The 12814-nt window shown below is 48.1% G+C and carries 15 protein-coding genes; 9 read left to right on the top strand and 6 right to left on the bottom strand.

The window, feature by feature from the left end; genetic code table 11:
* Positions 1 to 76: 76 nt before the first annotated feature.
* The 3 genes from H0266_RS15235 to H0266_RS15225 are packed head-to-tail and all read right to left on the bottom strand — an operon-like array spanning position 77 to position 1469.
* On the bottom strand, positions 77 to 598 hold the full coding sequence (locus tag H0266_RS15235; RefSeq protein ID WP_181473282.1) for a DUF2812 domain-containing protein: 522 nt from the start codon (positions 596 to 598) through the stop codon (positions 77 to 79).
* Complete coding sequence (locus H0266_RS15230; protein WP_181473281.1) at positions 595 to 1131, bottom strand: DUF2812 domain-containing protein; 537 nt, start codon at positions 1129 to 1131, stop codon at positions 595 to 597. The genes H0266_RS15235 and H0266_RS15230 overlap by 4 nt, the downstream gene beginning before the upstream one ends.
* Positions 1128 to 1469 carry a PadR family transcriptional regulator gene (locus tag H0266_RS15225; RefSeq protein WP_181473280.1) on the bottom strand — a complete coding sequence of 114 codons (342 nt, stop codon included), beginning with the start codon at positions 1467 to 1469 and terminating at the stop codon, positions 1128 to 1130. The genes H0266_RS15230 and H0266_RS15225 overlap by 4 nt, the downstream gene beginning before the upstream one ends.
* 203 nt (positions 1470 to 1672) lie before the next feature.
* On the opposite strand from H0266_RS15225, the gene H0266_RS15220 reads away from it, so the two are divergent.
* From H0266_RS15220 to H0266_RS15200, 5 genes are all read left to right on the top strand, one after another.
* Positions 1673 to 1996, top strand: coding sequence for a PadR family transcriptional regulator (locus tag H0266_RS15220; protein WP_181473279.1), 324 nt, complete (start codon positions 1673 to 1675; stop codon positions 1994 to 1996).
* The gene (locus H0266_RS15215) at positions 1993 to 2853 is read left to right on the top strand and encodes a permease prefix domain 1-containing protein (RefSeq protein WP_181473278.1); all 861 of its coding nucleotides are present in this window, start codon (positions 1993 to 1995) and stop codon (positions 2851 to 2853) included. The genes H0266_RS15220 and H0266_RS15215 overlap by 4 nt, the downstream gene beginning before the upstream one ends.
* 12 nt (positions 2854 to 2865) lie before the next feature.
* Complete coding sequence (locus tag H0266_RS15210; RefSeq protein ID WP_181473277.1) at positions 2866 to 3114, top strand: hypothetical protein; 249 nt, start codon at positions 2866 to 2868, stop codon at positions 3112 to 3114.
* Between the two features lie 4 nt (positions 3115 to 3118).
* Complete coding sequence (locus H0266_RS15205; protein WP_181473276.1) at positions 3119 to 4117, top strand: TolB family protein; 999 nt, start codon at positions 3119 to 3121, stop codon at positions 4115 to 4117.
* A gap of 91 nt (positions 4118 to 4208) precedes the next feature.
* Positions 4209 to 5105: a Gfo/Idh/MocA family protein gene (locus tag H0266_RS15200; protein ID WP_181473275.1), complete on the top strand. Its 897-nt coding sequence runs from the start codon at positions 4209 to 4211 to the stop codon at positions 5103 to 5105.
* Positions 5106 to 5157: 52 nt separating this feature from the next.
* Here the strand turns inward: H0266_RS15200 and H0266_RS15195 are convergent, their stop codons facing one another.
* From H0266_RS15195 to H0266_RS15185, 3 genes are all read right to left on the bottom strand, one after another.
* Complete coding sequence (locus H0266_RS15195) at positions 5158 to 5913, bottom strand: hypothetical protein (RefSeq protein WP_181473274.1); 756 nt, start codon at positions 5911 to 5913, stop codon at positions 5158 to 5160.
* A gap of 341 nt (positions 5914 to 6254) precedes the next feature.
* Positions 6255 to 7709: a protein adenylyltransferase SelO gene (locus tag H0266_RS15190; protein ID WP_181473273.1), complete on the bottom strand. Its 1455-nt coding sequence runs from the start codon at positions 7707 to 7709 to the stop codon at positions 6255 to 6257.
* 144 nt (positions 7710 to 7853) lie between these two features.
* Entirely contained in the window at positions 7854 to 8852 is a 999-nt protein-coding gene (locus H0266_RS15185; protein WP_181473272.1) for an ABC transporter substrate-binding protein, read from the bottom strand.
* Positions 8853 to 9110: 258 nt separating this feature from the next.
* Between H0266_RS15185 and H0266_RS15180 the strand changes: the two genes are divergently transcribed.
* From H0266_RS15180 to H0266_RS15165, 4 genes are all read left to right on the top strand, one after another.
* Positions 9111 to 10166, top strand: a complete 1056-nt coding sequence (locus H0266_RS15180) for a FecCD family ABC transporter permease (RefSeq protein ID WP_181473271.1) — start codon at positions 9111 to 9113, stop codon at positions 10164 to 10166.
* Complete coding sequence (locus H0266_RS15175) at positions 10163 to 11167, top strand: FecCD family ABC transporter permease (RefSeq protein WP_181473270.1); 1005 nt, start codon at positions 10163 to 10165, stop codon at positions 11165 to 11167. Before H0266_RS15180 ends, H0266_RS15175 begins: the two co-directional genes overlap by 4 nt.
* Positions 11168 to 11249: 82 nt before the next feature.
* Complete coding sequence (locus tag H0266_RS15170; protein ID WP_181473269.1) at positions 11250 to 11456, top strand: hypothetical protein; 207 nt, start codon at positions 11250 to 11252, stop codon at positions 11454 to 11456.
* Between the two features lie 462 nt (positions 11457 to 11918).
* A complete protein-coding gene (locus H0266_RS15165) occupies positions 11919 to 12767 on the top strand; it encodes an STAS domain-containing protein (RefSeq protein ID WP_181473268.1) in 849 nt (282 codons plus the stop codon).
* Positions 12768 to 12814 lie beyond the last annotated feature (47 nt).

Here is a 12814-nt window from a genome sequence, read left to right as displayed (position 1 = left end):
GTTTGCAGACGCGAGAACCGTCCCCATGTTCACCCATGTTCATTCCAAAACGTTCCCAATTTATTGTTTGGTGCCACTATTTTTGTAGTTTCCTCACTTTCAACCTTACTCGGACAATGGCAAACACGTACATACTAATTAGAACGATATACAGCCATTTCATGACCTCTATCATCGAAGCGTTCGGTCTGTTCGGTACGATGATCGTCAAAAAGATCGCCACCGTCATGAGAAAGATCGGAATCAAGAAATTGACCAGAGATTTATATTTTTGAGATTCAGAATGACGATCCGAGTATATGACGGGCTCCTCTTCTGAACCATTCTTCACCTTCCTGAAATAATGCCAGCCGTGGAAACGATCGACATGCTCCCAGCCCGCATCTTCAAAGAACGTCACATATTCTTCAAGATCTTGGTCTGAGGATCCTTTGTAGTCCAGTTTATATACATAATCAGCAGCCTCCGCTTTCTTGAATGTGTATAAACCGAATTTGTACTTGGAGAAATGAAAGCCTTGCTCAGCCATCTCCGTCAGCCACTTTTCTTCCGCTTGATCCTGCCAGGCAAAGAACAACCTGAATATCCGTTTCTTCATTTTCCCCACCCTTTTCTCACCTTGCTCAATTTATACCGATACCCGACATAAGGCATTCCCGAGAATACGAACACGATCATTGTTGCGAAGCCTGACCAAATTAAGACTTCTTCCATGAGACCAGACACACCTTCCAAATTCCCACAGATAAAAAGCAGAATGGTTGCGATCAGCGAAGGCAAGGCAACCATTCCCGTGTTCTTTTTTTCCACTTCATATTTCTCAAGCGTCGTCTCGCGGTCTGAATAGATCGGTTGGGTTCCTTCTGGGCTTGAGAAGACGTGTATGTAATCCACCCCGCTGCACATATGAGTCCAGCCAGCCTGTTCAAAATAAGCGAAATATTCATCATCCGGATCCTTGTTATAATCGACCGCAAATGACAAGTGTTGCACCTTTCCTTTTTTCAACAAAAAGCCGAACGGAGCGAACCGTTCCAATACCCACCCTTGTTTCGCGTAAGAGGTCAGTTTGGCCATATCTTTTTCTTCACCAAAAGCAAGTCCTCTTGACACCACGTATTTCTTTTTCATCCTAATCGGTCTCCTTTCTGATTCAGCACTTGTTTCGCATGAAAAATCATCTGTTCTCTTCTCTTGATGTCTTTTTCCAACAACTTCAATCCCTTATCGGTGGCGATGTATGTCTTGCGCTTCCCTTTCCCATCTCCGTACTGTTCAATCAATTCAGCCGATAACAGTTTCTTGATCGTCGTGTACATCGATGCCGGCCCGATTGAAAATCCGCCATCAGTCAGCTCTTCGATGTTTTGCATGATCAAATATCCATGCCTTGCTTCGACAAGCGACAGCAGGATATAAAAGGATGTATCCGTCAGCTCGCCTGTTTCAAGTGAGTCATTTCTCGCCATATTCATGCTCCTTATGTTTTATATCATTAAATGATATATCAATAAATGTAATATATCGTTAAGTGATATAAAAGTCAACACATTTCCAGGAACAAATTTCCTCCTAGACCTTGTAATACGATGTACCTCGTAATACAATGACCATAACAATAAATTCCATATTAGTGGAAACCTAACAAAAGAAAGCGGGAAGGGGCAAAATCATGGATCGTGAAATTATGAAAGGCAGCATCGACATCCTCATGCTTGGCCTGCTCTCAAAGCAAGATATGTACGGCTATGAAATTGTGAAACGGCTCAAACAACAAAGCGATGACCTATACAATATGAGTGAAGGAACGTTGTATCCTGCATTAAAGCGTTTGGAAAAGAAAGAATGGCTGACCTCTTATTGGTCGGAAACGGCGAGTGGTCGCCGCAAGTATTACCAGATCACGGACGAAGGGAATGCGATGTTAGCTAAGAAGCTCGGGGAGTGGAAAAGCGTCAACGACCTAATTTTGAAGACATCGGAGGAAGGCACATGAATCGATTAGAGAAGCATATCGAGAAAATCCTGAATCAGATGCAAAGTGACGAAGAAGAACGAGCCGAGATGAAAGAAGAAATGCTCACCCACTTGTCTTCCTTGAAAGAACAATACGAGGAGGAAGGTCATACTTCCAAACAAGCGGAGAAGAAAGCGATCGAGGAGTTCGGCGATGCGGGCTTAGTCGGAAACGGGCTCCAGGAAACGATGTATCCGTACCAACGCAGCCTTCTGTACGTCATCGGGTTTGCAACCATTGCGCTAGGCATCTTTCTCCACTTCGCTTTTCTAGCAACATTCAATGAACCATCACTTGGTTGGCTTGCGATCCAGCTAACATTCGGAACACTCGTCACGCTTGTCGCCATGAACATTCCCCTGCTCGGCCGCTTTTATTGGTCAGTAGGCGCGCTCGTTTTTTTGAACGCGGGTTGGAATGGGTTCAGCTATTTTGCCATCATCCAATTTCCAGAACTCCAAACGATATTGTTCGGTATTTACTTAGCTGTTCTCGTACTGACATGTCTCACGTTCATCATCCGCAACTCCTACTTTCATTCGATTGATGAAACGAATGATAAACGAAACCGTCGCCTGAAAAAAGTGAGTCACATCGTCAATATTTTAGCTGGCGCCTTGATTTGCGGCGTCGCCATATTCTTTGTGTACGGATTCATCGCTATGATCGGACTCAATTGGCTCGTTCTCATTCCGGTGAGTTTCGTGGTCGGCTGGCTCTTATTCTACAAACTTTTGATCAAACTCATTGCGCGGAAACCCGTCGCCTCGATGATTCCCGCCTTAATCGTCATCGTCCTGTTCACCGTAGTCACACTGAGACCATTACTGCTATAGGAGGGGATTTGTATGGAAATACTGCACAATTATTGGGAGTGGGGGCTCATTGTCGGACTCTTGGCGCTGCACGTCACCCTTCTCTTTTTCAAAAAAAGAAAAGTGGCCCTGATCACCTCCCGCCTGATGATCGGACTTGGTGGCATTGCATTAGTGGCGGGCCTGCTATTCTATTTGAAATTAGGCATGTACGGCGTGGTCGTCCTCTTACTCGGCTTCGTCCTCTATTTGACGACAAAAGATTTGATGCAAGGAAGGTGAACGCATGAAGCGAATCAATAAAAAAAGCCTCTGGTTTATCGCCGGGATGATCATTCTCTACGTCATCCTCTCGAGCACCGGAAGCATGTCAGCCGGACCGACGGGCTACACCGGACTCGAAGATTTCCCCGCCCTGTCACCAGATGATGAGACCCTGATTTTCCCCTATGCCCATAACGGCACGTCTTCTCTTTATAAAATGGCAATGAATGGTGGAGAAGCTGAACGGATTCTGCCGCCGGATGAAGGGTTCTCCTTCGAAGAGCCCACGTTCGCACCAGACGGAGAATCGTTTACGTTTCTGAAAAAGGGGCAAGTGGAGGAAGACGTTTACGCTCAACTGATGTTGTATGAATATGGATCCGCTCGCCCGCTAACAGAAAAGCAGCACAACGTACTGGATACGGCCTTTACCCCTGATGGAAAATCGATTTATTATACGATGTACCGAAACGGAGTCGTAAAAGATTTCGAATTCCGCAAGATGAACCTGGATTCGGGTGAGAGCGAAGTCGTCGATCATTCTGTTGATTTCAAATTCGGAGCGATTGATATGCTATCTGATAATGAAATCTTTTATTTAAACATCAGTGCCCCCTTCGAGTTCAGTGACCAGTTGATGTTCGCCGATTTGAACACGGGGGACCAAACGCCCGTGACATTGGAAGAAAGCTATGAATCCCAAGCCGGTCACGGCCCCGCTCTCTCCCATCCCGTTCTTTCATCTGATCATGAAAGAATCGCCTTCGCTGATGTCGGATCAACCACAAAGAGTGGGAGGTACATCTACAACATTTTCGTCATGGACCGTAACGGAGAAAATATCGAACAAGTCACAAATGTCCAAGATTACGCCGGCTCCCCGACGTTCTTCCACAATCGCGATCGACTCCTCTACACCCGTGACCGCAATTTCGGAACGAGTCGTGAGCGCGACCTCGAGTATTGGATCGTCGACCTCGAGAACAACATCGAAAAAGAACTCATGATCGACATGCCTTAGTGTGGGTGCCCTAGCGCGGGGACGGTTCTCATGTTTGCATCATGAGAACCGTCCCTATATTCTTTAGGTAAACCCTTGTGGAGGAATGACTATGAAAATTGCTATCATCGGACTCGGAGATATTGCCCAGAAAGCCTACCTCCCTGTCTTATCCGAAAAAGAAGGAATAGAACTTGTCCTTTGCACACGAAACAACGAAACACTCGACCGGCTCGCAAACAAATACCGGATCGAAGAAAAAACGACCTCCATCGATGAACTGATCGAGAAAAAGATCGACGGTGCCATCATCAGCGCGGCGACCGAAGCACACGCAGATCTAGCTGAGAAACTCATCATAAACGGCATCAACGTGTACATAGACAAGCCGATTTCATTGAGTTTTGAGGAAACCGAGCGAATCGTCCGACTAGCAGAAGAAATGAATGTCACGGCCATGGTCGGCTTCAACCGCCGCTTCATCCCTCCCGTCAAAGCGTTGAAAGATAAAGGAAAACCGAGCCTGATCCTCATGCAGAAGAACCGCTTCAATGAACCGGATTACGTGCGCCGCTATGTGGTGGAAGACTTCATCCATGTCGTCGATACACTGCGATTCCTCATGGACACCGAAGTTCTGAACGTCCACGTGCGTGCTATGAAAAACGGGGACATGATGGATCACCTCATCATCCATCTGATTGGAAAAGACTGCACCGCGATCGGAATCATGAACCGTAACGGTGGAGTCACCGAAGAAATCATCGAGTATTCAACCGCTCATGATAAATACGTCATCCAAGACCTTGTGGAAACGACACATTATCATAATAAAGAAGTCAGTTACTCGACCTTTGGCGGCTGGGACCCCACGCTCTATAAACGTGGCTTCTATCAAATCACGGATCATTTCATAGAATGTATCCAGCAGCAAAACGTCCCTTCCCCTTCCATTCAGGACTCGCTTCAAACGCACGAGATTTGTGAGCGGATTGTTCAGCAAATTTGAAATGGGGACGGTTCTCGCGTTTGAACAAACGCAAGAACCGTCCCCATCAACACTATTCCCAGTGCTCCCTATTGATTGTCAAAATCAAGCCCTTCATTTCCTGCAAATTCTCATTTCCCTGGTGGAACACATCATGCCCTCCACCATCAGCCGCCTCCACAAAATATCCTCGCGTCTCGCGCGTCCACTCCGCAATCATCTCATACTCCTGCAAGAACGGCTCCAACTTCCCGAGCTCATCCGCCACCATGCGACTCATCTCCTGCACCTGATCTTCCTCAGGTTCTTCCTGCAACCCGAACGCCAACGTAACAATGTTCGTTTTAAAAGAACCGAGCGCCTGCGTTCCATAAGGATCCGCCTGGATATGATCAGGAGGTAATGAGGTGATCGAGTTCAAGTCCTTCGTCGCTTTCGCAAACGTGTATCCATTTTCGTAATAGATATAATCTTCAGGATTGACTAACCTCGATTCACCGTACTTCTCTCCCCATTCCTCAAGCGTCAGCCGCCCTTCCTCCGGGAGCTCATAGTCCCCCAAGGTACGAGCGATTTCCTGATACCTTTCCGAAAAATCCTCAAGAGGCTTTGTCGAGTCGACGACAAAGGATTCCCCATGCGCGTGCGCGTGCCCGTGCCCATCTTCTTCCCCTTCCGCATGCTCATCGACGGACTCGACATGGTCCTCAACCACATCAGCACTCTCTTCCGCTTCGACCTCCTGCGGCTCTTCAACCGGGGCCTCCTTCTCTGAACAAGCCGCTAAGAGACCGATCAAGGCCAACAGCCATACCCACTTCCTGATCATCGTACATCTTCCTCTCCCTAATCTACCTACCATTCTAGCAAAAAAGTCGAACCAGTGGGACAGGTCTCTTGACTCAGGCGATCAAATGCGATTCTCTGATTTTTTAAATGAGAGAAGCTAGAGTGTCCGAAAAAGCGTGGAGTTTGTCCGAATCGACCGCGCAAATGTCCGAATAAAGGCAGAATGTCCGGAAAACTCCTGAGATGTCCTAAATCGCGCAGCTCTTGTCCGAATTGCTCTGGCAGATGTCCGAAATACCACTCGCTTTGTCCGAATCCCCCACACAGCATCCAATAAAAAAGGAGGCCCCACTGGCTCAGGCCAGTAGGTCCTCCTTTTTGTCATGTTCCACAGAACGTCCGATACGGTTCAGCAGACGGTGCAGGTAACGTCGTATAAGGTTCCTGTTTTTCAGAATAAGCATACGGATCCGCAAGAACATCCAGCAACGCTTCCGAAACCGTTACATCCTCTCTCGCAACCGCCGCCTCGATCGCTTCTTCTACACGATGGTTCCGCGGAATCACCGAAGGATTCGAACGCTTCATCAAATAAAGCGACTGCTCCCACGATTCATCCTGGCGCCCGAGCCGCGCTTCCCACTGCTTGTACCACTGGTCAAAAGCGGCAACACCAGCAAGTCCGGTATCTTCCGGTCTGCCGAGCGTCAACGCTCGGAACGTATTCGTATAATCGGCTTCATTCTTTTTCATAATATCCAGTAAATCTTCGATGATCGGCGCGTCCTGCGCCTCTTGGTTGAACAGTCCGAGTTTCGAGCGCATCCCGTCGAGCCAATACTGGCGATACGATTTCGCAAAACGACCAAGCGTATCTTCCGCCATCTTGATCGCCGTGTCTTGGTCCTCATCAAGGAGCGGCAGCAGCGTTTCGGCAAAACGGACGAGGTTCCACTCCGCGATCCCGGGCTGATTGCCATAACGGTAACGGCCCTGGGCATCGATCGAGCTGAACACCGTATCCGGATCATAAGCATCCATGAATGCACATGGGCCATAATCGATCGTTTCTCCACTGATCGTCATATTATCCGTGTTCATCACGCCGTGGATAAAACCGACGTGCTGCCACTTGGCAATCAACTGCGCTTGACGGTCGATCACTTGCTCGAGAAGATACAAATACGGATGATCCGCTTCTTCATTTCCCGGGAAATGTCGATTAAGCGCGTAATCGGCTAGGGCTCTCAAATCATCCTTCGAACCCCAATTCGCAACATATTGGAACGTGCCGACACGTATATGGCTATCCGCTACACGCGCAAGAACCCCACCTTCATGTGCCGTTTCACGCTGGACCGCTTCCCCCGTTTTCACGACGGATAGACTGCGGGACGTCGGAATCCCAAGACCGTGCATCGCCTCACTCATAATGTATTCCCGAATCATCGCACCATATGGCGCCCGTCCGTCGCCTGCTCTGGAAAACGGCGTACGTCCGGATCCCTTCAATTGAATATCCACACGCTTCCCATCAGGCGTGAGCTGCTCACCGAGCAAGACCGCACGTCCATCCCCGAGCATCGTGAAGTTGCCGAATTGATGCCCGGCATACGCCTGCGCAATCGGCGCCGCCCCTTCCGGCAAAGCATTCCCCGCAAGTTCCTCTGTCACCCCATCACATGGTAAGCCGAGCGACTCCGCCAAGCTTTTGTTGAAGAAGACGAGCTCAGGCTGATCGACCGGTACAGGTTCTGTCTTTGCATAAAAAATACCAGGCAATGCGGTATAGCTATGGTAAAGGTTCCACGCTTTAGGCAGTTGTTCGTTCGTCATGTCATCACCTTTTCATTTAGAATTCGGTATCGTTAGCGTCTGTTCGATTTGCCATCCTATACGTCCATCGTAGCATCGTTCAGGCGATACACCAAAGGACAGGCACCAGCGATTGCCAGTACACCTGTCCTTTTGGTTTCACGATTATTCAACTAGACTTTCCTTGATATCTTCAAGCATCATTTCGTTCGCGATCGGCCCCGTATAAAGCCAGCTTGAATCTTCAGATGCATACTCATAAATGTTGCCGTTTTGAACGGCCGGGATGTTCTGCCAGATTTCATCCTGCAGCATTTCAGAGCCTTCCCCATCATCATTGATCAAGATGATATGATCGGCATCGAGCTGAGCCAGTTTTTCTAGTGAAATCTCAGACCAGTTCGATTCTGAGCTGTTGGCGATTTCCTGCACGACGTTCGGAGCCGTTACGCCCAAGTCATTGTACAATACGTCTCCCGCAGACAACTGATCGTTGACGACATAGAACGTGTTTCCGACTAACCAGATCGCCGCAATCGAGTCATCACCGATCGCGTCTTGGACCGCTGTTTTCGTTTCTTCTACATTTTGCTCATAATCTTCGAGGATTTGAGCAGCTTCGTCTTCTTTTCCTAGAACTTCACCGACACGTTCAAGCTCGGTTCTCCAGTCGTTGTTCTGCGCTTCACCCACGACATACGTAGGAGCGATCCTAGAGTACTGGTCGTATTTATTCCCTTCGACCATGCCGGCTGAATCCATCAGAAGCAAGTCCGGCTCGAAGCTTGCGACCGATTCTAATGGAAGATCATAAGGAATTGTCGGCACATCACCGAGGGAATCCTGGAGATATCCTTGAACCGATTCCCCGCCTTGAACGGACCATTGTGCAGCTGGTGTGACATCAAGCGCTACTAAATAATCCTCTAAATAAGAAGCGATGATATTCTGTGGATCAGCCGGAATCGTGACTTCATTCCCGACCGCATCCGTCAGCGTGCGCTCTTCGCTTGCCGCTTCTTCGTTCTCTGTATTTTCTGTTTCTGTATTCTCTGTCGTATCGGCTTCGTCTTGGCTATCATTCGTATCGCCGCCACAAGCCGCTGTAAATAGGATAAGACCGATCATAGCCAAAGCTATGTAAAACATCTTCATCGATTTCATGTTGTATATTCCTCCTTAGCATCTCTTATACCCTTAACAACCCCAATGATAACAATTATCATTATCACTAGCAAGCTTTTTGTGAACCCATGAACACTCACTTTTCCTAATCCGAGATTGCGAGTATCCAGTTGCTCAATAATGGCGCGTATAATACAATGGTCATGCTTATCCAAGCCAAACACTCTGTAATAATAAGCGCCTGATAGAAATCACACTTGATCAGATGTAAGTCTAGTAAACAACCTACGAGGTTCAATGAGAAGGAGGGCGTTGTCTTTGCCCCAAAGCCATTCCAGAACGTTTTCATTCACGAATAAAACCTTGGCGGCCACCATCATTTTGACAGTGGGGCTCGCCCTTTTGATATTATCGATGGCATTATCCATCATGTACGGAGCGGCAGACATTGACCTCTCCACCATATGGAATAGTCTTAACACGTTTAATGAGAGCCAACCCTCTCACCAAATCATCCGGAACTTGAGGATTCCACGTGCCTTAGCAGCCGCTATGATCGGGGCCGCTTTGGCGATGTCCGGTGCAATCATGCAAGGCATGACACGCAACGCGCTCGCTTCCCCATCCATTATGGGTGTAACGGCGGGTGCGATGTTCACGATCGCCATCCTGCTCGCCCTTTTCCCATCGGCATCCAACGTCATGATGATGCTATGGGCGTTTGTCGGGGCAGGTCTTGGAACAGCCACCGTCTTCCTAGTCGGCTCCGTTTCCAAATCCGGCTTGACGCCTGTTAAGTTAGCCCTTGCCGGAACCGCGGTAACTGCGCTTTTCACGTCGATTTCGACCGCGATCACGATTCATTTTAACGTGGCGAAGGATATCAGCTTCTGGTACGCTGGCGGACTGTCGAGCATCCAGTGGATTCACGTCAAACTGCTGGCGCCGGTTTCGATTATCGGATTGATCCTTGCGCTTATGTTAGCAAAGTCGATTTCAGCGCTGAACCTCGGTGAAGATGTCGCGAGAGGATTAGGCCAGCAAACGAAACTCACGAAATTCCTCGGTACCATCGTCGTACTCATGCTGACAGGAGCCGCGGTTTCTGTCGCCGGCACAATCGGATTCATCGGGTTGGTCATTCCGCACATCACCCGCTTCTTAGTCGGAGCGGATTACCGGACGATCATTCCGTGTTCAGCAGTTCTCGGAGCGATCCTGCTCGTCGTCGCGGATACCGTTTCGCGTATGATCAATCCTCCGTTTGAAACACCTGTCGGAACGGTCACGGCGCTGATCGGTGTTCCATTCTTCCTCTATCTAGCCAGAAATGACGGGGGGAGTACATCATGAGCGCATATGTAAAAAGAAGTTGGACCATCGCGTTTTTATTGATCGCAAGCATCATCACGACGCTGATCATCAGCCTGAACCTTGGCGTCATCAGCATATCGCCAATGGAAATCTTCCGCACGCTTACAGGTGACGGAGAGGCACAAAATCAGATGGTCCTCGTCCATTTCCGCTTGCCGCGAATGGTCATCGCCCTGCTCATCGGAGCGGCCATGGCCGTATCTGGTGCCATCTTGCAAAGTGTCACCCAAAATGACCTCGCCGATCCCGGGATTATCGGCATCAATGCCGGCGCAGGCTTTTCCGTCATCCTTTATATCTTTTTCTTCCAAGGAGATATGGGAGGATCTGATCTATCCGTCTTCTTCATGCCGATCGCGTCCCTGTTCGGTTCGACGCTCGCCGCCGTGCTCATCTATGCGATTTCATGGAAAAACGGCGTATCGCCGATGCGCCTCGTGCTCGTCGGAATCGGAATCAACAGTGCCTTTTCAGCATTGATCATCATTTTTCAGTTGAAAATGGATCCGAAAGACTTCACACGCGCAACGGTCTGGCTTTCCGGTAATATCTCCGGCACGGACTGGGTGTATGTCCTTACGCTATTGCCTTGGGTTCTGATCCTTATTCCGTTTGCCATCTCAAAGGCCGGCACGTTGAATACGCTCCACTTCGGCGATGAAGTGGCAGCCGGCCTCGGTGCCGCTGTTGAACGGGAGCGACGGATCCTGCTCATGATCGCGGTCGCTTTAGCAGGAGCGAGCGTATCCGTCGGCGGAGGCATCGCCTTCATCGGACTCGTCGTGCCCCACTTGGCCCGAAAACTCGTGGGATCAATGCACGGTGCCCTTATCCCGATTTCCGCCCTGATGGGAGCCCTGCTTCTATTGGTCGCGGATACCGTCGGACGAAATGTTCTCGCTCCATCCGAAATCCCCGTTGGACTGGTGGTTTCGGTGATCGGGGGTATTTACTTCCTATATCTATTAATGAAGTCATAAAAAAAGTGCCTGACGCCAAGCTTTTTGCAGTGATAAAGCATTGGGAGTCAGGCACTTTACATTTGAAATGAGGCTATATAAAATGAAGCAGTCCAACAAACCTACTAAAAAATTCTTAATTCTGATGTCTATCCTTTTCGGAATTCAAATCATCGTTTTCAGTTATACCGTTATGTTTACACCGTACACTTTTCTAAGAGGGTTGAATCTATTGGTCGTCATTGTTCTATCCTTTGTGACCGGAACATTTGTAAGAGAGCTCTTTATTGCGATTAAGGAAAATAGATAGCTTGTGTAATGGTTTCTACGGAAAGGAAACGAACCGGAGGAAAAAAAGTGAGACGAACGCAATCGACGAAACTCCCATCAATAATACACCCCATACTTTACTACCCTCTTCTACGCAATCTCTATATCCAAGAATGAACCAGTAAACCAACATGCTAGGCGTCCAAACCATCATCGGCACGTCAATTATATGTAACATTGAATCCAAGATAAGAAAAGATAAACTCAGCACCAGTATGATCAACGACGAAATTTTGACGACTTTCTCCAAACTATGATTCCTCCCTCAAGCTGCCAGCCTCACGTCACCCTAAATTCACACACCACCTCACCTGATGATCATTTTTTTAAAAATATAGCATCGTGGGTGCACGGCCCCATCGTTTCTCTAAAAATTCTATGTTTAACTACCCTTAAAAAAAGGAAATAAGTATAAGTTAGGAACAGGAAAGGAAGATAGAAAATGAAAAGCTCAAAGATTCCATTGAAGAAGCTGAATAATTTTGACGAAGCGGCAGATACGATTCTAAAGATGATTGCCAAACTAGCCGATGTGAATACGGTCTTCATTGCAAAAAATGATCGGACCACAAACGAAATCGTCAAGGTTCGGAACGAAGACACAGAATTATTACATACAGGCGAACAGACTCCATTCGATCAGACGTTCTGCAACTTGAGCATCAACCACGGCAATTGTGTGTTGCTAATTGAGGATATCAACAAAAATGAGACGACAAAGGATTTGGAAGTGACGAAGAATCTCGGAAGCGGAAGTTTCATCGGTATACCCATCAACTATGAAAATGGCGACAATTACGGTACAATTTGTGGACTCGACACGACATCCGTCAAATTCTCCGACGACCATGTGGAGCTGTTCGAGACAGCAAGCTCGCTATTGTCGTACGTCCTTGAACTCGATGCCGCCCATAAAGAAATCACCAATCTTTCTGTTCCGCTTGTACCGATTACAGAAGGTATCGGAATCCTACCGATCATCGGCACTCTCAACGAAGACAGGTTGAGGGGCCTTAGTGAAGTCGTCTTGTCGAGGAGTCAGGAGCTGATGTTGGATTATCTCGTAATCGATTTGTCAGGGGTTGATACAGTAGATGAAATCACGATTCAATCGCTATCCCAGCTTGCCGACATGCTCAACCTGCTCGGCATCACTCCATTGATCACCGGCATCCGCTCAGAAGTCGCAATTCAGACGACGAATATGCCCTCTTTGTTCCGAGATATTAAGACAACCTTGAATCTGGAGAGCGCGTTACAGTACATCGGATTCAGACTTGAGAAAAATTGATTATACGAATAGGAGTGCCTGTTCCCCGATAACGTCTTAAGGGGGCA

This window comes from Halobacillus locisalis, from assembly GCF_013694105.1.
Taxonomy (GTDB): Bacteria; Bacillota; Bacilli; order Bacillales; family Halobacillaceae; genus Halobacillus; species Halobacillus locisalis.
The sequence above is the reverse complement of the archived record's forward strand: the minus strand, read 5'-3'. Positions and strand labels throughout refer to the sequence as shown.